This is a genomic window from Chloroflexota bacterium (assembly GCA_020850535.1).
GTDB lineage: Bacteria > Chloroflexota > UBA6077 > UBA6077 > JACCZL01 > JADZEM01.
In genome coordinates this window covers 1-18,624 of the sequence record JADZEM010000119.1, presented here as the reverse complement: position 1 = coordinate 18,624, position 18,624 = coordinate 1, and the positions used below count along the sequence as shown (strand labels likewise).

Sequence of the window (18,624 nt, the reverse complement as noted above, 5' to 3'; positions counted from 1 at the left end):
TCGCCGCCCCCTGCATCGCCAGCACCTTCGTGATCGCCGCCGTCAGCGTCGTCTTCCCGTGGTCGACGTGCCCGATCGTCCCGACGTTTACGTGCGGCTTGGTCCGCTCAAACCTCTGCTTTGCCATCGCCCTCAATCACCCCTGCACGAACTCGTGCATTGTTGCCCGCGCGGATCTCTCGCCGGGACGGTACACTGCGACTCGGGGGCGTCCCGATGTCGGTCCAACATGCCGACCATCACGCCTCGCCAGCTCGACCCTCTTCGCCCCGCTGACGACTGTGCCGTGCGCCTGCTCTGAACCGGAAGAGAGACCGCCGTGCGGTCTCTCTCGTCGGAGCCCACAATCGGATTTGAACCGATGACCTCGTTCTTACCAAGAACGCGCTCTGCCGACTGAGCTATGTGGGCCGGTATCAGTGCCGCCGCCTGCGAAGGGAAGCGCTGCCGTACTGGCGCCGCGCTGGTGGTGGGAACAGGATTCGAACCTGTGAAGGCCGTCAGGCCGCCGATTTTACAGACCGGTGCGATTGTCCACTCCGCCATCCCACCATGACGCCGCCAAGGACATCAGAGCTGCGGATCGCCGCGACCCCGAGCCAAGAGTGAAGTGTATCGACCAGCCGTGCGCCGCTGCAAGTGCGGACACGCAGGTGCGGACACGGACGCAGCAGCGAGACAACAGGCCAACATCCGGGAGCGCCGCGCAGTGCAGCCGGCGCATTCGGACACCCGAATCACGGTACCATGAGGGCGAACGAGGAAGCAGCACGAGAACGGAGGCTCATCCTTGGAGCGCCGATTCGGGCCGTACCTGCTCGGGCAGCCGCTGGCCGCCACGCCCTTCGGCGAGCTGGTGAGCGCCACGCACACCGCTCGGAGCCAGCCGCTCGCCCTGCTGCTGCTTGCGCCAGCCCTGTCCGCCGACCATCGCTTTCGCGGACTGGTCCGCCTGGAGATCGCCAGGGTCGGCGGGATGCGGATGGCCGGCCTCGGGCGGGCCGTCGAGATCGTCGAGCAGGCCGGAACGCTGGCCGTCGTCTATGAATGCCCGCCCGACTCGACGCCGCTCACGACCGGCGACGGCATCGGGGACGGCCTGCCGGCTGTGGCCGCCGTCGCGTTGATCGAACGGTTGGCTGCCGTGCTCGACGCAGCGCACGGGCGGCGCATCGTGCACGGCGTCCTCGGCCCGAACGTCGTGCTGCTGGGGGCAGATGGCGCGGTCGCGCTGATCGGCCTGGGCCTGCTGGGCGCCGTCGAGGAGGCTGGCCTCGGCGGATCGGCCCTCGCACCCGAGACTCCGCCCGATGGATCGGCCCTCGCACCCGAGCAGCGCGAGGGCACGCTCGCAGTCGCGACGGCGGACGGGTACGCGCTCGGGACGCTCGCCGCGCGGCTGCTGCCCGCCCCGAACGCCGACCTGGCCGCCGTGCTCACGCGCCAGCAGGCGGACGCCCCCGCCCAACGATTCCCGAGCTGTGCCGCGTTCGCCAGCGCGCTCGCGGAGGCCGTCAGCCTGGCACCGACGGCGCCGCAGCCAGCCCCGGCTGCACAGACAACGACAACCAGCCCGAACACTCCACCCACCCCGACGAGTCCGAGCACGGATGCAGCACCGGTCAGCATCATCTCGCCGCCGGCCACGCGCCCGTCCGAGCTGCACTTGCCGCCTCAGCCTGCCGCTCAGGCTGGCGGTACGCTGCCCTCGTCACCACCCCGTCCGAGCGCTCCACCCACGGAGACGCCATCCCCGGCCCCGCCGGCGACCCCATCCCCAGCCCCGACGGCGACGCCATCCCGGGCGCCGACGGCGACCCCATCCCCGGCCCCGACGGCGCACACCGCCGCTCCCACGGTGTCGGTCACCCGGCTCACACTCACGCCGGCCATGCTCGCCTGCCGCAAAGCTCACCGACCGCTTGACCAGACCTCCAGCCTGGTCATGACCGCCGCCCGGTGGATGCCGCCGCTCGATCAGGTGGTCGAACAGTACGCGCCGAACGGATGGCTGGGGCCGATCCCGCTCGGTCTCGCCGTTCTGGGAACGTTCAGCCTGCTGCTGCTGCTCCTGGGCCTGTCCCCCCTGATGGGCATCGTCGTGGCCGTCACCCTCGGCGTCTATGGGCTGCCGCCGCTGATCGCGAAGCTCACCGCTGGCGAGCAGCCGCCTGTCGAGGTCGTGCGTGTCCGTGGCGGCCTGCGCGCCTGCCCCGAATACGCCGGGATCACCGTCAACGCGTTCCGCCTCGAGGGTCCAGACGGACAACTCGCGCCGCTGCCGGCCGCCGCCTTTCAGTACGCAGCCAGCATCGGGCAGCCGCTCACCGACCAACGCTGGAGCAGCCGTGGGACCGAGTTCATCCCCGCCGGCTACCTGCTGCCCGACCACGCCGCCACCGTCCTGTTGCCCGACCGCCTCCTGCTCGACCTGCGCGACGCCACGGACACCGTTCTCTACCGCCACCCGGCCTACCCCGGCGAGCCCAGAGACCGCGCCACGCCGGCCCTCCTGTCGGACGCGGTTGTCCCGCCGGGCCAGCGCAGCACGCCCTACGGCCCGCCCATGTCCGCCCCGACCTGGACCCCAACGCCGACCGGCCGGCTGCTGGTGCAGGTGATGCCCCCGGCCCTGGCCACGGAGCTGGGTGCGGCGTTCACGCGGACCGCCTGGATCGCGGCGGGTCTGAACGGCGTCCCCATCGCGCTGCTGATCCTGGCGAGCCTCGTCAATCAGTTTCAGTTCCTGCTGTTGGCCGCCACCGTCGTCATCGTCGGATTCATCGGGTTGCCCAAGCTGCAGCGCGTCTGGCAGTTGAGCATCGCGCGGCGCGCGCCGGCCATCGTGCGCGCTTCGGGCGACGTCTACGTCCGGACGTACAACCCGCCGGGGCAGATCAAGGGCCAGCAAAGCCACCGCTACGGTCTGCGACTCGACGATGGCAACGAGCTTCGGACGACCAAGGAGCTGTTCAACCGCCTCGCGCGTGACGGTCAGTTCGTCCCGCCGGAGGCCGCTCCAGACCTCTGGGCCGCGCGCAAGGGCGAGGGCGACACCCTCACCGTCCGCGGCGCCTCCGGCGTAGCGGTGGTGTTCGAGCCGCTGGCGGGGCTGCTGCTCGAAGCGTGCGACAGGTCCGGGCAACTCGTGTACCGCGATCCGGCCGCGTCCGAGCTTGCCCTGCGCCCGCCGCCCGAGATCGACCGCCGCTAGTGCTATCCCAAGTCACGTGTTCGAGAATGCCCCAGGGGGCCGTCACTCCCGAGCGGCATTCCCAACGACCGCTCCTGGTTCTGCACCAGCGTCTTTCGCGCTACCGCGTGTACTTGCGGGCGTAGTGATGGAGGCTCGCCACCTCGATCGCAGCCGGGTCCATCCAGCCACGGAAGCGCTCGACCGAGAATGGCGTCAGGTCGGGCGTGCTCGCGCCGTCAAGGATCAGATCGGCCAGCGCCCGCCCGGCCGCCGGCGAGAGGCTCAACCCGCCCACGCAGCAGCCAGATGCCACGAACAGGCCCGCGAGACCTGGGACCGCGCCGAGGATCGGGTAGCCGTCCGGCGTCATCGTCGGCGTGCCGCCCCGGTGCACGCGCACGGGAGCATCCCGCAGCGCCGGCACGTGCTCGGCGATCTCGCCCAGCAACCCCCGCAGCACCCCGAGATCCAGTGGCAGATCGGCCATCTGAAACCCCGACGCCTGCGCCGACGGGTCGAACGGCAGGGGCGTGTCCTCGTAGCCGCCCAGCATCAGGCCGCCGCGCTCGGGACGCACGTAGACGCTCGACTCCAGAAATCGCACGACGGGCTGCCCCGCCACGACGCCGGAGATCGGCTCGGTGATGAAGAGCTGGTGGCGCACCGGGACCAGCGGCAGGCGGAGGCCGGCCCGGGCCGCCACGGTCCGCGACCAGCCGCCGGCCGCGTCCACGACTGCGTCGGCCGGCAGACCGCCGTTGGACGTTGTAACGCCGGTCAGCCGGCCGGCGACCGTCTCAATGCCCGTCACCTGTGTGAATGCCTGCACCCGCGCGCCGGCTCGCCTGGCCAGCTCAACGTAGGCGGCTGGCACGCGCGACGGCTCCAGGTAGGCATCCTCGGGCACGTAGCCAACGGCGCGCGGCGCTCCGGGCCGAAACCAGGGCGCCAGCCGGACGGCGTCGGCCGGCGAGATCAGCTCGACCGGAATGCCCAGCGAGCGGGCCATCTCCAGGTCGGCCAGCAAGTGGGCCTCGCCGTCCGGGGTGTACGCCGCCTTGACGCTGCCCGAGCGGTGAAACTGGAGATCGACGCCGTGCTCTTCTTCGAAGCAGGCCAGCGCCTCGGTCGCCTCATGGGTCAGGCGAGCCATCAGCTCGTGGTTGACCGCCTTGGTGTTGGTCAGGCCGGCCGCGCGCGGCGAGGTCTGCGAGCCGGGCGCAAACTGGTCCACCAGCGTCACCGCCGCGCCCTTGCGCGCAAGGTGATACGCTGTACTCGCGCCGAGCGCGCCGGCCCCGATCACGACGACGGTAGACGATGCCATCTCCTGCTGACTCCCCGGCCGATGATACCCTGACGCCTCGTCGCGTGCCGGCCACGCCGGCGATGCGGGCCTGTCTGCAGGCGGCCTTCCGGACGGCACTGATCCGCCTCGCCACCGACCTGGGCCTCGTGCTGCTGATCGCGGCGATCGCCCTCTGGGCCGGCAACTACTCGTTCATCGCGGTGGCCGTGATCCTGGCGCTGCTGATCGGCACGCCCGGCATCCTGGCGCAGACGATCCGCGTGCGGCGGTCGCTCGACGCCCCGGACATCCTCCGTCTGCTCGGCCCGATCCGCGTCGTCGAGTATCGGCGAAGTGGCGTCAGCGCCTACGCCACCGTTCACGCACTGGAGCTGCCAACGGGCCTGCGGCTCCACCTGGACGAGCCGGTCTACGCCGCGCTGGCCCAGGTCGGCGAGCACCTGCCTGACCGCCGGCCGCTCTACCGGAAGGTGCTGGGCGGCCGGAGCGTCGCTCAACTGCCGACCGTCGTCACGACCTACGCGGCGGCCGGGCGCGTGGTGATCGAGGTGCGGACCGTCGGCGGCGCGGTGCTGGCGCGGCACCCCGGCTACGCCGACGCCTGACCGAACGATTCGGGGGCAGCAATCTCCGCACCGCATCGAGAATCAGGCCGGTCAGGCGCGGCCCGCCGTCAGGGAGCGCTCGTCTCGCGGTCCAGCTTCCAGGCGGGCGTCCCGACGGGTGGCTTCGCGCGCACCGGATCCCACGGGTAGACGATCCAGGCGTCCGTCTTCTCGGCGTAGTAGTCCGGTGTGTCGTCAAACTTCGAGTTGGCCGGCTTGTAGTGCAGCACCGCAAGGTCGGCCTTGCCGCCGGCCGCCGCGATCCGCTGCTTGACGGCCACGACCGTCCGCCCGGAATCCCAGACATCGTCCACGATCAGGATGCGCTTGTTGTGCAGCAACGGATCGGACGGGAACTGGAGGAAGACGGGGTCCGGCAGGGTATCGCCGACGCCGGTGTAGAACATGACGGCCGCCGCGACGATGTTCCGAATGTCGGTCTGCTCGCTGATGAGGCAGGCGGGCACCATGCCGCCTCGGGTCACGACCAGCAGGAGATCGTAATCTCGTGGCAGGTCGGCCACCAGCCGAGCCACCAGCTCCTCGATATCTTCCCAGGTCAGGTGAATCACAGTCCCACTCCCGACACGCTGATGCGGCGCGTGGGCTGGCCTGGGTCAGTCAACACGAGGCGACCGCCCGCACCGACCGTCCCATCCACGGCCTGCCAGGAAGTGTAGCAAGCATCGAACGGGCGTCCGTGGGCGCTGCGCCGCGCGTTCGGCAGGGTTCGGGCCAGTCTGCGGCGGCTTCGGCAGCGGCAAGCCGCCGACCGGCGCGCGGCTCACCGGCAGGCTGAGCGCGGCGCCAGCCCCGGCGCGGGCGCGGCAGTACCCACCGTCGGCAGCGTCAGGACCGCCAGCGGCACGGTGTAGCAGCGGTGGGTATGCCGCGTCCGGAATCCGAGCGACCGGTACAGGCGCAGGGCCGGCTCGTTGTCGGCCTCCACGAAGAGGGTGCAGGTCTTCATGCCCTCGGCTCGCAGGTGATGCAGCCCGAGCAGCGCCAGCGCGCGCCCCAGCCCCCGGCCGCGCTCCGAGTCCCCAACGCCGATGATGTAGATCTCGCCTTCGGGGCGGTCTGGCGGGGATTCCGGCACCCGCTTCAGCCAGTTGAACCCGACGATCCGCCCGTCACGCTCCGCCAGGAGAAAGTCGCCAGCGTCGAACCAGGGCTGCCGCAGCCGCATGTCGAGATCCTCGGCGGACCACGTCCCGTTCTCGGGATGATCCGCGAAGACGTCGTTGTGGACCTGGAGCCACTGGGCGCGATCCCGCTGCACGTCGAACGTGCGGATGGCGTACGCTGACGGCAGGCAGGTGGACGGCAGGTTCTCCAGCGGCATCTCGAGCTGGAGCAGGCTCCGGCTGGGCAGGATGCCGTGGTGCGCGGCGATGGCCTCGCTGGCCGGCAGCGCGCCGTAGGCCCAGACCTTGACCTCGCGCACGCCAGCCGCCCGCGCGACGGCCTGGATCGTCCCGAGCAGCAGCCGCCCGATCCCGTGGCGACGCGCCAGCGGATGCACGACTACCTCGATGGTGGCAAGCTCGCCGGCGATCAGCAACTGGGCGTAGCCGAGCAGCCGCTCGCCGTCCCAGGCCAGGACGGCCCGCACGCTCTCGGTGCCGTTGTGGAGCTTCAGGTACTTGTGCTCGCCAACGGGCGGCACGCCGTCCAGGGCGGTGACATCCTGAATCAGGGCGTCCACCACACCGCTGAGCGCCCCCCCGATGTGGCCGACCGTCTCGATACGAGCCGTCACAAGCCCCCCTGCACGACCGTGTCGCTGCGCCCCCGGCAGGCGAGGGATACCACAGCATTCTCGGCTGTCGCAAGTATCTGCAACTGCACTCACGGTGCGCCCGCCTGCGAAGATCGCCAGCGGCGATCGCCTGCGGAGATGGGTTACAGCATAGCGCCAGCATGCACCGTTGTGCCGCCAGCGAGGCTTGCTGCGAGATAACCGTGAGGAGCGCGGGTCTATACTGCCGCGAGACCGGTCACGGTCGGCATGGGAGGCTCAGCTATGGCAGAGATCAGGACGCGCTACCAGGCAACGTCGAAGACGACGGACGTGCCAGGACGGACCCTCAACTCGGCCCGCACGAACCACTGGGTGATCGACTCGCCGTCCGGCCCCAACGAGGCCGTGACGACAGGCGAGTCGTTCGTGGCGGGGATCGCGGCCTGCGGCACCAGCCTGATCGAGCTGCACGCCCAGCGCGGGAATCTGCCGTTCGGCACGCTCTCGGTGGCCATCGACGGCGTGCGGACCGACGAGAGCTGGCCGGACTTCTCCCACATCGACATCCATTTCACGTTCACGGACATCACCGAGGAGCAGGCCGGGGCGTTTGTGGAGGTCTGGAAGGCGAACTGCCCGCTGTACCGGGCGGTGGTCAAGGGGACGACAGTCACCGTGACGTTCGAGGCGAAGTAGCCGCCTCGCACTCGCCGCCCCTCGGATCCTGGCTCGTGGCCTGTCAGTCGTGAACGACCGGGTCACTCGACGCTTCCCCCGTCATCCCGAGCAAAGCGACGAAGGAGCGAAGTCGAGGGATCTTCCTCACGCTACAGAAGGAGAAGATCCCTCCACTCCGCTCGTGCCTCGCCGCAGTCGGGATGACGGACGGGAGGTCGTATGTCGCCGCGGTCTTGATGGCGACCGGCATTGAGCGACCCGGTGATTGACGCCAGACGAGCCGCCAGGGGTCTACGCATCGACCCCGAACTACGTGTCCCATCTTCTGTCGCCTGCGGTCCTGCTGCCTGGAGCCGACCGAGATGGGCCGACACTGACCCGAGACGGAACCATCATCGTGGGAACAGCGCAGGGTGTCTGGATGCTGCCGCCTGACGCGCCGATCCCGACCGTGCCGTAGCGGCGCTCCACTCAGCGGCGGAGGTGAGGCGGCGGGCGGTTTCCGGGTACAGTCTCTCCAAGAGAAGGGGAGGCCGCCCATGTCCGATCACAGGCCAGACCAGCACCGCCCGGCCGGCCAGAACGGCGTACAGGCACAACACGGTACACACGGCAGCGCGCCCGTCGGCCCGCGCCAGTTCGGCTTCGATACCCGCGCCGTCCACGCCGGCCAGCGCCCGGACCCGTACACCGGCGCCCGCGCCATGCCGATCTACCAGACCACCTCGTTCGTCTTCGAGAGCCCCGATCACGCCGCCAACCTGTTCGAATTGCAGGAGTACGGCAACATCTACTCCCGCATCATGAACCCCACGGTCGCCGCGTTCGAGGAGCGCGTGGCGTCGCTGGAGGGCGGGGCAGGGGCCGTCGCGGCATCCTCAGGGCAGGCCGCCCAGTTCATGAGCCTGATGACGATGCTCGTGCCCGGCGACCATATCGTCGCGGCGCGGACGCTCTACGGCGGCACCTTCACCCAGTTCGAGCACACCTTCCGCAAGATGAGTGTCGACGTGACGTTCGTCGATCCCGACGATCCGTCGAACTTCAAGAAGGCCCTCACGCCGAGGACGAAGCTGCTCTACGGCGAGACCATCGGTAACCCGAGCGCCAACGTCTTCGACATCGAGGCCATCGCCGAGATCGCGCACGGGCACGACGTGCCGCTGGTCATCGACAACACCTTCGCCTCGCCGTACCTCTGCCGGCCCATCGAGTGGGGCGCGGACGTGGTGCTCCACTCCGGCACCAAGTTCATCGGCGGGCACGGCACGTCCATCGCCGGCGTGATCGTCGAGTCGGGCCGCTTCAACTGGTCGAACGGCAAGTTCGACACCATCGCGCTGCCCTCGCCGGCCTACCACGGCCTCGCCTTCCACGAGACGTTCGGCCCCTACGGCTACCTGATGAAGGTCCGCTGCGAGACCCTCCGCGACGTCGGCGCCTGCCTCTCGCCGTTCAACGCCTTCCTGCTGCTGCTCGGGCTGGAGACGCTGCCGCTCCGGATGGAGAAGCACTGCCAGAACGCCCTGGCCGTCGCCCAGATGCTCGACGCCCACGAGGCCGTCTCCTGGGTCCGCTATCCCGGCCTGACCGACAACCCGTACCACACCCTCTCGAAGAAGTACGTGCCGAATGGGGCAGGCGCTGTCTTCACGTTCGGGATCGCCGGCGGGCGCGCGGCCGGCAAGGCGTTCATCGAGAAGCTGGAGCTGGTCTCGCATCTCGCGAACGTCGGCGATGCCAAGACCCTGGTCATCCACCCGGCCAGCACCACGCACCAGCAGATGAGCGACGCCGACCTCACGGCGGCCGGGATCGGCCCGGAGATGATCCGGATCTCGGTCGGGCTGGAGTCCATCGAGGACATCCTCTGGGATCTCGACCAGGCCCTGCGCGCCGCCCAGGACGTGGCGAAGCAGGCCCAGGCAGCCGGGGCCGCCCGATGACCGCGCAGCAGCACGCCGCCCCCCCGACCGTCGATCCACGATTCCAGGATCCGCGCGTTATCCGCAAGATCTACGGCTACGCGAAGACCATCGCGATGGTCGGCCTCTCGCCGAACCGGCTGCGTCCGAGCTTCTTCGTCGGGCAGTACCTCCAGTACCGGGGGTATCGGGTCATCCCCGTCAACCCGACCGCCCCCGAGATCCTGGGGGAGAAGTCGTACGCCTCGCTCTCGGAGATCCCGTTCCCCGTCGATGTCGTGGACGTGTTCCGCGCGCCGTCCGCCGCGCCTGGCATCGCCGAGGAGGCCGTCAAGATCGGGGCGAAGGCGCTCTGGCTGCAGTTCGGGGTGATCTCGCCCGAAGCCGCCGAGAAGGCCGCGGCAGCTGGCCTCGACGTCGTGATGGACCGCTGCTTGAAGATCGAGCACGGGCGCTACTTCGGCGAGATGCACTGGTTCGGACTGAACACCGGACAAGTCAGCTCGCGCCGGCCGGAGCGCATCCGCGTCGGCGAGTGATCGGCCGGCACCATCGGTCATGACCGAACAAGCCGTGAAACCAAGGGCAGCACGGGCGTAGACTCAGAGTGGGCCGACGCCAGCAGGGACCGTACACCGGCAGCCCCGCGTTGGCCCACGAGGAGGACTCAGATGCCCACGCCAGGCACCCGTCGCACGCTCGGCCTTGCGCTGGTGCTGTGTACGCTGCTGCTGACTGCCTGCGGCTCGCTGCTGCCAGCCGCGCCCACCCCAACGCCGGCTGCGAAGCCGGCCGGCGCTGGTAGTGCTGGCGGAGGGGGCGGCGGCGGTGGCGGTCGGGCCGCACAGGCCAATGGCGGGGGAGGAGCCGGCCAGGGGCAAGGCCAGCGCGGCCAGGGACAGGGTCAGGGCGGTGGCGGCTTCCGCAACGGCGGCCAGGGTAGCGGTCAGGGCCAGGGCGCTGGTCCGGGCCAGGCCGCCAGTCAGGCACGTGCAACTGGCTCCCCTGACGCTCTCAGCCCCAACGTCAACGGCGAGGTCGACATCGTCGACGGACGGCTGATCACCGTCGCCACGAACACCGGCTGGCGCAAGGTGCTCGTCCCCGAGTCCGCCACCATCCAGTCAGAAGGCAAGGGCACGAACACCGACCTTGTCGCCGGCGCGCGCGTCGGCGTCACCGGCAAGCCGGACGGCACTGCTGTCAGTATCCGGATCTTCGGCCAGAACACGAATCCGCGCCTGGGGCAGTTTCCGATGCAGGGCGCGCAGGCCGGCAACGTCATGACGAATGCCAGCATCGTCTCGTTCAACGGCAGCACCCTCGTCGTGGACATCGGCGGCCAGCAATCCACCATCGCCGTCACGCCAGAGACGGAGGTCGTCAAGCCGGTCCCGGCCGCGCTCACAGACATCGCCATTGGCACGCGGGTGCAGGCGAACGGAACCGTGTCCGGCGATACAGTCACCGCTCAGACGGTCACGATTCTGACCGCGCAGCGCGGTGGCCGCGGTTGAGTCCCGGGCGGGCAACGGCCCCCTGACCGCGCTGTCCTGACGCGAATCTCCGACGCGGACCGCACACATCCGGCCGCCCCCGTCCGACGTATCACCTGTCGGGCCGACAGTGGGCGCAGACGCACCCGCTGCCCCAGCCGTTCGCCGAGGCGCTTTCCGCGCGGCGCTGGGACGGTCAGTTTTCGCGCCATGTGGGGAGGAGCCGATGCTTACGCTCACCAATCGTGCCGCGCCGCTGGCGCTGCTGGTCGCCGCCTCGATGCTGCTGGCTGCGTGTGGCGGCACGCCGCCAGCGCCGACCGCCGCGCCCAAGACCGAGGCGAAACCGGCCGAGAGCAAGCCGACGGCGGCAGCGCCAGCGTCGCCGGCTGCCGCACCTGCCGGGTCTCCGGCCGCCGCTGCGGCGTCACCGGTGGCAGCCTCGCCAGCGGCTGCGTCGTCGCCGTCGGCGTCCGCGAGCCCTGCTGCCGCGTCCAGCCCGGTAGCTTCGCCGGCTGCCGCCGCCGGGCCGCCGGTTGTGAGCGGCGAGGTTGACGCCGTTGATGGCCGGACGCTCTCCGTGGTCACGAACACGGGCGTCCGCAAGGTGCGCGTGGCGGACAACGCGACCGTCTTGATGGAAGGCAAGGGTGGCCCAGACGATCTGAAGGTGGGGCAACTCGTCGCGATCACCGGCAAGCCTGACGGCACGGCCATCGTCGTGCGCCTGTTCCCGCCGGGCATCACCCCGAAGCCGTCACAGTTCCCGATGGGCGGCGCCCAGGCCGGCAATATCATGACGAACGCGAATGTCGTCTCGTTTGACGGCAGGCTGCTGGTGGTGGACTTCGGCGGCGAGAAGGCCTCGATCGCGGTTCCGCCCGAGGCCCAGATCGTGAAGCCGGTGCCGTCGAACTTCGGCGAGGTGAAGCAGGGCGTGCGGGTCATCGCCGTTGGCACGCAGGAAGGCGACGTGCTGGTGGGCCAGACCGTGACGATCGTCACGCAGCCGGCGGTGGTGCGCGCGCCGTAGGCCCGTCCATCGAGCCATCCGGGCGGGCGGATGCTGCGCGCCACACCTGTGCCGTTCGCTCGCAGGAACGGCTGTCCATGGTAGAGTGGCCGCCGTGCAAGCATCGCGCGGCCCCCGTCCATTCGACGTTGCCACGCGGCAGTTGATCGACCGCGATCCTGCTGCGTGGCTTACCTGGATCGGCCTGCCGGTTGACGGCCCCGTCGTCCCGCTCGACTCCGAAGTTTCGACCGTGCTGGCGGAGGTCGATAAGGTCTTGCAGGTGGGCGGTCCACATCCCTGGCTGGCCCACCTTGAGCTTCAGACCAGCCACGATCCGCGCCTGCCACTCAGGCTGCTCGAGTATCATGCGCTGCTGCTCCATCGCCACGAGCAGCCTGTCGCTTCAGCGGTTGTGCTGCTGCGGCCCCAGGCAGACGGTCCCGAGATGACGGGCGAGCTCCTTCGCGCGGACCCGGTCGGTGAGTTGTCGATCCGCTTCCGGTATCGAGTGCTGCGGCTCTGGCAGCGTCCGGTAGCCGAGATCCTGTCTGGCGGACTGGGCGTCCTCCCGCTCGCCCCGCTTGCAGCCGTCGATCTCGACGCGCTGCCGTCGGTCATCATACAGATGTCCGAGCGCATTGACCGCGAGGCATCGCCCGACGTGGCTGGGAACCTCTGGGCGGCGACGCTGCTGCTCCTGGGGCTGCGATATGATGACCGTACAGCGGGTCAGATCTTGCGCGGGGTGAGACAGATGCGCGAATCGACAACGTACCAGGCGATCCTACGCGAGGGCCGTGAGGAGGGCCAACGCCTTGGCGAGGAGCTCGGCCGGGCACGGGAAGCTCGCCGGACGCTGCTTCGCCAGGGCGCACGTCGCTTCGGCGAGCCCAGCACAGATATCGTGTCTGCCATCGAGAACATCGCAGACCTCGACCGACTTGAGACGCTCCTCCTCGACCTGCTGACTGCGGAGAGCTGGAGCGATCTCCTCGGCTAGTGTGCCGCGTCGGGACTGCGAGCCCGTCCCCGGAGGTCAGGAGCCTGCAAACTCGCAGGCGCCCCCGTTCGCTCGGCCCAGTGCCGCAATATGAGCGTCGATCGGGCCGCATCGTGCAAGATCACAGCAGCATGCTGCTGCCCCACCCTGGGGCTTGCGGGGTGGTCGATGGATAGAAAGCTGCTTCTCGTCGACGACGACCTGCTGATGACCGACTCGCTCGGGTTCCTGCTACACCAGGAGGGCTATCAGGTCAGCGTGGCGGGCAGCGGCGCGGAAGCCCTGGAGTCGGCGCGCGTCACGTCTCCCGACCTGGTCCTGCTCGACGTGGGGCTGCCAGATTTGAACGGCATCGAAGTGTGCCGACGCCTGCGAGCCTTCTGGAACGGGCCGGTCATCGTGCTCACGGCGCGCCGCCAGGAGGCCGACAAGGTCATCGGGCTCGATGCCGGCGCGGACGACTACGTCACCAAGCCCTTCTCGTCCAGCGAGCTGCTGGCGCGGATCCGCGCCAACTTGCGCCGCCAGCAGCAGCCGGCCGGCGGTCCAACTGCCCTCGGAGAGCTGTCCGTTGGAGAGTTGGTGATCAATCGCGATAGCCGGACCGTCACCATGTCGGGCCGCCGTGTCCACCTCTCGGCCCGCGAGTACGACCTGCTACTCTTGCTTGCGGAGCGAACCGGCATGGCGCTGCCCCGTCAGTACCTGTTCGAGACCATCTGGGGACCGAAGTTCTATGGCGACGAGCGGGCGTTGGACGTCTACATTCGAGCGCTTCGCAAGAAGATCGAGCCCGACCCAGACCGACCAACCTACATCCTCACGGTACGAGGAGTCGGCTACCGGCTTGCCAATCCGGAGATCGACTGACGCCTCCTGGCTGCGTGCAGTTCGCAGACTCGCCCAGGGGCCGGCGGGACTCCGCGCTCGCCTGACCGTTGCCTTCGGCAGCCTGACCCTCATCGCCGTGGTCGTCTTCGCCATTACCATCGCCGGCACCATCGAGCGTCTGCTGGTGAACCGGCTGGCGCAGGATCTGGTGACCCAGGCCGGCCTGATCGCCGGGCAGGTAGCCGAGGACCTGGCGAACGGCGACCAGCGAACCGTCGCGCGGGCGATGGTCCTGATCGACGACGAGACGACGGCGCGCGGCCTCGTGGTCGATCACCTTGGGCGGCTCGTCGGGGCCACCGAGATCGAGCAGCGCGAGGGTGTCGGGCGTCGCAACGACGAGGTCGGGCTGGCGGCGGCCCTGGCAGGCCAGTCCGTGAGCGTTGTGCTGCCCCGGTCAGGCCCCGAAAGCGAGGTGCTGTACGTGGCCCTGCCCATCGTCTGGCAGGAGCGCGTCGTCGGCGCCATTCGGCTCGCCTACACGCTCAGCGACATCGAGAACACGATCCGTCAGGTCAACGTCGGCATCGGCATCGGCGCGGTCGCCACTGTGGCCATCGCGGCGGCGCTCTCGGCGGGGCTGGCCAGCGCCGTGACGACACCGATCCGCGCGCTGAGTCTGGCGACGCGCGGGCTTGCAGCTGGCGAGCTCGATCAGAAGATCGAGATGGAGACGCGCGGGGAGTTGGGCGAGCTGGTGCAGACGTTCAACCAGACGGCGGCCCGCCTCCACGAGTACGAGATCGCGCGGCGGGAATTCGCGTCGGACGTATCACACGAACTGCACGCCCTGGCCAGCGCCATGCAGACTGCCGCGACAGCGCTGCAGCTGGGTGCCGACGGGCGTCCCAAGCTACGCGAGCGGCTGGTGGCCGGGCTCGTCGGCCACACGCAGCGGCTCGGACGCCTCGCGGACGACTTGCTGGAGTTGGCACGGCTCGAGGGCGGCCGGCTCGAGATCGAACGCGCCACCGTGGATCTGGCGAGCGTGGCCGAGCAGGCTGTCGCTGAGTGGGCAGGCGATGCATCGCATCGGAAGATCGCCCTGGAGATCGACCTGCGCGGCAGCACCACGCTCCAGGGCGATCATGCGCGGCTGGTGCAGGCGGCCGGGAACCTCGTCGAGAACGCCTTGAAGCACACCCCGGGTGGCGGAACGGTTGGCGTGCGGGTATGGTCGGAGGGTCCAACCCACCACCTCGCGGTGCAGGACACCGGCCAGGGTATTCCCGCCGAAGACCTGCCGTTCATCTTTCACCGCTTCTATCGCGTTGAGGGACGCTCCGCGGGCGGGCCAAATGGGATGGGGCTCGGACTGGCCATCGTCGAGCGGATCGTGCGGGCGCACGACGGCTCGGTCAGCGTCTCCAGCGAATGCGGCGCTGGCAGCACGTTTCACATCGCGTTACCGGCCAGCATTCGGCCACGCCAGAGCTAGACGCTACGCCCGAAGCGGCAGCCGCACTGGGCGACGCTCGCGCACGGACTGCTCGATGGCGAGCGCGATCTCATGGGTACGCACTGCGTCGTCAAAGTCGATGTGCGAGCGCTCGCCGGTCAGCACGCAGCGCACGAAGTGGTCGATCTCACCGCCGAAGGTGTGGTGAATCACGTCCGAGCTGTCCTGCCCCTGCACCGGTAGCTCGAAGAACTCCGAGTCGCCGGGCAGCCGGTCGAGATAGAGCTTCTTGTTGCGGGCGGTCCCCCTGGTGCCGACGATGTCGAGGTCGAACTGGTACGGCGTGTGGCCGACCACTGTCGTGGTGAACGTGCCCGTCGCGCCGTTGCTCCACTGAACGGCTGCAACCTGAGCGCACGGATAGTCGTAGCCGTACTCCTGCCCGACCGGGGCGGCGAACCCGGACACCTCCGTCACTTCGAGGCCGGTCACGTACCGGATCGCGTCGATGGCGTGGCACCCACCCACCAGCCACGGCCCCACCGCTGTCTCGGTGTGCTTCTGGAACGCGGGCCGCGCCGACCGCCACGACCAGTAGGCGGCGTTCGCCATGAAGATCTCGCCAAAGTCGCCCTGCTCGCGCAGGTGCTTGAGCGTGACGATCAGCGGCGTCCAGCGCACGACAAAGCCGGCCACCGTGACGATGCCAGCCTTGCGGACGGCATCCTGGGCGGCGTGCAGGTCTTCCAGGGTCAGCGCAACGGGCTTCTCGACGAGCAGGTGCTTGCCAGCCTGGGCCGCTCTGATCGTTTCGTCGGCATGGAGGTGGTTGGGCGTGCAGAGGATGACGGCATCAACGCCTGGATGGTCCAGCAGACGCTGATAGTCCGTGAAGATCGGGACGTGCAGGCCGAATGGCGCCAGCAGGGCGCGGCAGCTCTCCTCGCGGCGGCTGCCCACGGCCACGATCTCGGCATCGGAATGCGCGAGGAACGCCTTCAGGTGGCCGCCAGCGACCCAGCCCGCTCCCCAGATCGCCACCCCGACCGTTCGCCCATCACCAGCCATGCGTGTCTGTCCCTCACGCCTGTCTACGGTCAACAGTCAGCCGTGACCGCGACCGAGTTGTAGACCGGCGTACATGGCAACGTCGACCAGCGCGACGCGAAGCTCAAGGTTCCAGCATTCGGATGGCTTCGACGAGGCGTTGGATCTCACGACACAGCTTGTCGAACGAGTCTGACCGCTGACGGGTCTCCCGTATGCCGATTCGCTGACTGAGCACCCGCTGATGGGTAGTGGGACGGTAGCGTTCTCCCCGGATCATGTTCTGCGAAAGCCACTCTTTGGCACCACGTCGAGACTCCGAATCGCCTGGGACACGAATGCCGGCCCGCAACCCATCGGGACCATGAAGGAGGTCAGCAGACGCGAGGAACCATGACTCGTACTCTCGGTTGGCGAGCACGACGGCGATACGCCCATGCATGTCATGCCTTGCCGTAGTCGCCCAGTCCAACAACTGTGGTCCGAGAGTCGCGGGGCAATCATCATCGGCGTCCAACAAGACGAGAATTGCGCCCGCGGAAGTTGCCCGTTCGGCTGCAATACGGACTGCACGTTCCAGATACGGCCTCGTGACCAGTCTACTTCGCGGCCAACGAAGCCGCGCGGCCACCTGTACGAATGATCCCGGCGATTCACTCGCGATGATCCGCTGAATAAGCGTTGGAAGCGCGGCAAACTCGCGGTCATCCTCAACGATGCACGCGATTTCCACTGTCGGCTATCTACCAACAGGCACCGGATCACTCGTGGATGTCCCAGCAGCCTCCCCGTCTGCTGTTGGCTCGGGGAAAAGCTGGCCTTGCTCTAGCAATTCTCCCACAGTGAGGAGATGTTCGCGGAGAATCGACCGGCTCACTTCATCGATTGGGCCAATCCGAGTCTTGCCATTCTCCGCCGCTACCACGAGTACGCTCGTTGGAGCAATATCCTCACCATCAAGGAGGGCGGCGCTGTGCGTGGTGACGAGTACCTGCCCGTCGTGGCTGGCATCAGCCAGCGCGTCAGCGAAAGCTCCACCAGTGGCCGGATGCAGGTTGTTCTCCGGCTCCTCAAGGCCCACCAACGAGGTTCCCGACTTGCCGCCCATACGCCCCTGGAACAATGCCACCAGGACGGCGAGCCCACGCAACGTTCCGTCAGACATCTGCGATGCGACAGATTCGGTTGTCGAGCCATCGTCGCCCGACTGCACGCTGAATGACAGGTAGTCAAAGCCCTGGAACGCCGTGGACCTGATCTCCTCAAGCCCGGGCAACACGCGCTTCATGTACTGGGTAATACCCCAGACCTGGTCAGGGTCGGCAGTTTGCATCCGCCGCAGCATACTCGCGAGGTTGCGGCCGTCCGGTAGGAGATGCGGCTCGGCGCTCTGCTCGACCGGTGCGCGCATCTGATCTGGCAGGGGGTTGTAGAACTCCATGCTGCTGAGCAGATCGAATGAGGGGCGAGGCGCGTCTAGACTCGCAAGAATGACGAGAAACAGTCCGTCAATCGGAATCCTCTTCAGCCCGTAGATTTCGCCCGATGTCCACAACGCAGAGTGATGATCTCGATCTAGCTCCCAGTAGGGCATGACTTCCAAGTGTGTGCGTCGCAACTCCAGGCGCTCTCTGCGAACCCTCGGGCCGCCATCGGACTCGGCCACAACTTCGAAACGGTACTGCCCAAGCTCACCACTACTCAGTTGGAAATGTAGTTCGATAGAGAAGCTATCCTCACCCGGGGGGCGGGCGGCTGACAGGATACGGTCGAGGTTGCCGCGATTCCGGATCGCCTGATCCAGGCCGAGCGTCAGCGCTTCAGACACGAAGGCCAGGGCGTCCAGGAAGTTGCTCTTGCCGGAGCCGTTCGGACCCACGAGGATCGTGAGCGGCTGCAACTCGACATCGCACGAGACGATGCTCTTGTAGTTCTTGAGACGGACCCGCGTGATGCGGCCCAGGCCGGCAGACGGCGAGCCAGCCGGCGAGGTCTCGGCAGGCGCGTGATCCTGCGGCGCAGCGTCGGGCGAAGCGTCCTCGTGTGCCATACCCAAGTGTACGGCCTCACACCCCCTCGCATCCCGCGACACGCTTGCACCGTCAGGGCGATTGCATGTTGATGTCGTCGTGCCGCCGCGTCGGGGCTTGAAAGCCCCGCCTACCATCCTGCAGTCGCTGCGCGACGCTCCAGTCGCACCAGTGCCTGCCGTTCCCGACGGCCGTCGCGCAGCAACTGCATGCGTGTAGGTGGGGACGTCAGTCCCCGCCCGCCCGTTCCATGATGCTTCGGGTACACCAATGAACATGCAATCGCCCT

The 18,624-nt window shown here is 68.5% G+C and carries 17 protein-coding genes and 2 tRNA genes; 10 read left to right on the top strand and 9 right to left on the bottom strand.

The window, feature by feature from the left end:
• From tuf to IT306_17250, 3 genes are all read right to left on the bottom strand, one after another.
• On the bottom strand, window positions 1-127 hold a 127-nt coding region (gene tuf / locus IT306_17260), incomplete at its 3' end, for an elongation factor Tu (protein MCC7370176.1).
• A 211-nt stretch (window positions 128-338) separates the two neighbouring features.
• Window positions 339-411 (bottom strand) — tRNA-Thr (locus tag IT306_17255).
• A gap of 53 nt (window positions 412-464) precedes the next feature.
• Window positions 465-552 (bottom strand) — tRNA-Tyr (locus tag IT306_17250).
• A gap of 238 nt (window positions 553-790) precedes the next feature.
• Here IT306_17250 and IT306_17245 point away from each other — a divergent pair.
• Window positions 791-3,214, top strand: coding sequence for a hypothetical protein (locus IT306_17245; protein ID MCC7370175.1), 2,424 nt, complete (start codon window positions 791-793; stop codon window positions 3,212-3,214).
• A gap of 100 nt (window positions 3,215-3,314) precedes the next feature.
• On the opposite strand, the gene IT306_17240 is transcribed toward IT306_17245, so the two are convergent.
• Window positions 3,315-4,523 (bottom strand): FAD-binding oxidoreductase, encoded by a 1,209-nt coding sequence (locus tag IT306_17240; protein ID MCC7370174.1) that lies wholly within the window; start codon window positions 4,521-4,523, stop codon window positions 3,315-3,317.
• Between IT306_17240 and IT306_17235 the strand changes: the two genes are divergently transcribed.
• Window positions 4,517-5,110: a hypothetical protein gene (locus IT306_17235; protein MCC7370173.1), complete on the top strand. Its 594-nt coding sequence runs from the start codon at window positions 4,517-4,519 to the stop codon at window positions 5,108-5,110. The genes IT306_17240 and IT306_17235 overlap by 7 nt on opposite strands.
• Before the next feature lie 68 nt (window positions 5,111-5,178).
• On the opposite strand, the gene IT306_17230 is transcribed toward IT306_17235, so the two are convergent.
• Both IT306_17230 and mshD read right to left on the bottom strand, forming a co-directional pair.
• Window positions 5,179-5,682 carry a phosphoribosyltransferase gene (locus tag IT306_17230; GenBank protein MCC7370172.1) on the bottom strand — a complete coding sequence of 168 codons (504 nt, stop codon included), beginning with the start codon at window positions 5,680-5,682 and terminating at the stop codon, window positions 5,179-5,181.
• Between the two features lie 212 nt (window positions 5,683-5,894).
• Window positions 5,895-6,872 carry a mycothiol synthase gene (mshD, locus tag IT306_17225; GenBank protein MCC7370171.1) on the bottom strand — a complete coding sequence of 326 codons (978 nt, stop codon included), beginning with the start codon at window positions 6,870-6,872 and terminating at the stop codon, window positions 5,895-5,897.
• 264 nt (window positions 6,873-7,136) lie between these two features.
• On the opposite strand from mshD, the gene IT306_17220 reads away from it, so the two are divergent.
• From IT306_17220 to IT306_17185, 8 genes are all read left to right on the top strand, one after another.
• Window positions 7,137-7,550 carry an OsmC family protein gene (locus IT306_17220; protein MCC7370170.1) on the top strand — a complete coding sequence of 138 codons (414 nt, stop codon included), beginning with the start codon at window positions 7,137-7,139 and terminating at the stop codon, window positions 7,548-7,550.
• A gap of 521 nt (window positions 7,551-8,071) precedes the next feature.
• Window positions 8,072-9,478, top strand: coding sequence for an O-acetylhomoserine aminocarboxypropyltransferase/cysteine synthase (locus tag IT306_17215; protein ID MCC7370169.1), 1,407 nt, complete (start codon window positions 8,072-8,074; stop codon window positions 9,476-9,478).
• Entirely contained in the window at window positions 9,475-9,996 is a 522-nt protein-coding gene (locus IT306_17210) for a CoA-binding protein (GenBank protein MCC7370168.1), read from the top strand. Before IT306_17215 ends, IT306_17210 begins: the two co-directional genes overlap by 4 nt.
• 132 nt (window positions 9,997-10,128) lie before the next feature.
• Window positions 10,129-10,974, top strand: a complete 846-nt coding sequence (locus IT306_17205) for a hypothetical protein (GenBank protein MCC7370167.1) — start codon at window positions 10,129-10,131, stop codon at window positions 10,972-10,974.
• Window positions 10,975-11,179: 205 nt separating this feature from the next.
• Complete coding sequence (locus tag IT306_17200) at window positions 11,180-11,986, top strand: hypothetical protein (protein ID MCC7370166.1); 807 nt, start codon at window positions 11,180-11,182, stop codon at window positions 11,984-11,986.
• Window positions 11,987-12,080: 94 nt separating this feature from the next.
• Window positions 12,081-12,968 carry an Rpn family recombination-promoting nuclease/putative transposase gene (locus tag IT306_17195; GenBank protein ID MCC7370165.1) on the top strand — a complete coding sequence of 296 codons (888 nt, stop codon included), beginning with the start codon at window positions 12,081-12,083 and terminating at the stop codon, window positions 12,966-12,968.
• A 168-nt stretch (window positions 12,969-13,136) separates the two neighbouring features.
• The gene (locus IT306_17190) at window positions 13,137-13,838 is read left to right on the top strand and encodes a response regulator transcription factor (protein ID MCC7370164.1); all 702 of its coding nucleotides are present in this window, start codon (window positions 13,137-13,139) and stop codon (window positions 13,836-13,838) included.
• Window positions 13,816-15,297 (top strand): HAMP domain-containing histidine kinase, encoded by a 1,482-nt coding sequence (locus IT306_17185; GenBank protein ID MCC7370163.1) that lies wholly within the window; start codon window positions 13,816-13,818, stop codon window positions 15,295-15,297. The genes IT306_17190 and IT306_17185 overlap by 23 nt, the downstream gene beginning before the upstream one ends.
• A 3-nt stretch (window positions 15,298-15,300) precedes the next feature.
• On the opposite strand, the gene IT306_17180 is transcribed toward IT306_17185, so the two are convergent.
• From IT306_17180 to IT306_17170, 3 genes are all read right to left on the bottom strand, one after another.
• Window positions 15,301-16,326: a Gfo/Idh/MocA family oxidoreductase gene (locus IT306_17180; GenBank protein ID MCC7370162.1), complete on the bottom strand. Its 1,026-nt coding sequence runs from the start codon at window positions 16,324-16,326 to the stop codon at window positions 15,301-15,303.
• Window positions 16,327-16,429: 103 nt separating this feature from the next.
• Window positions 16,430-17,038: a DUF4276 family protein gene (locus IT306_17175; protein ID MCC7370161.1), complete on the bottom strand. Its 609-nt coding sequence runs from the start codon at window positions 17,036-17,038 to the stop codon at window positions 16,430-16,432.
• A 6-nt stretch (window positions 17,039-17,044) separates the two neighbouring features.
• Window positions 17,045-18,355 (bottom strand): AAA family ATPase, encoded by a 1,311-nt coding sequence (locus IT306_17170; protein ID MCC7370160.1) that lies wholly within the window; start codon window positions 18,353-18,355, stop codon window positions 17,045-17,047.
• Between the last annotated feature and the right edge of the window lie 269 nt (window positions 18,356-18,624).

What these genes read in the sequence shown, in the direction of transcription:
- IT306_17235 (MCC7370173.1), top strand. Translation starts at nt 4,517, where the DNA reads ATGCCATCTCCTGCTGACTCCCCGGCCGATGATACCCTGACGCCTCGT.
- IT306_17215 (MCC7370169.1), top strand. Translation starts at nt 8,072, where the DNA reads ATGTCCGATCACAGGCCAGACCAGCACCGCCCGGCCGGCCAGAACGGC.
- IT306_17170 (MCC7370160.1), bottom strand. Translation starts at nt 18,355, where the DNA reads ATGGCACACGAGGACGCTTCGCCCGACGCTGCGCCGCAGGATCACGCG.
- IT306_17190 (MCC7370164.1), top strand. Translation starts at nt 13,137, where the DNA reads ATGGATAGAAAGCTGCTTCTCGTCGACGACGACCTGCTGATGACCGAC.
- IT306_17240 (MCC7370174.1), bottom strand. Translation starts at nt 4,523, where the DNA reads ATGGCATCGTCTACCGTCGTCGTGATCGGGGCCGGCGCGCTCGGCGCG.
- IT306_17210 (MCC7370168.1), top strand. Translation starts at nt 9,475, where the DNA reads ATGACCGCGCAGCAGCACGCCGCCCCCCCGACCGTCGATCCACGATTC.
- IT306_17220 (MCC7370170.1), top strand. Translation starts at nt 7,137, where the DNA reads ATGGCAGAGATCAGGACGCGCTACCAGGCAACGTCGAAGACGACGGAC.
- IT306_17200 (MCC7370166.1), top strand. Translation starts at nt 11,180, where the DNA reads ATGCTTACGCTCACCAATCGTGCCGCGCCGCTGGCGCTGCTGGTCGCC.
- IT306_17205 (MCC7370167.1), top strand. Translation starts at nt 10,129, where the DNA reads ATGCCCACGCCAGGCACCCGTCGCACGCTCGGCCTTGCGCTGGTGCTG.
- IT306_17180 (MCC7370162.1), bottom strand. Translation starts at nt 16,326, where the DNA reads ATGGCTGGTGATGGGCGAACGGTCGGGGTGGCGATCTGGGGAGCGGGC.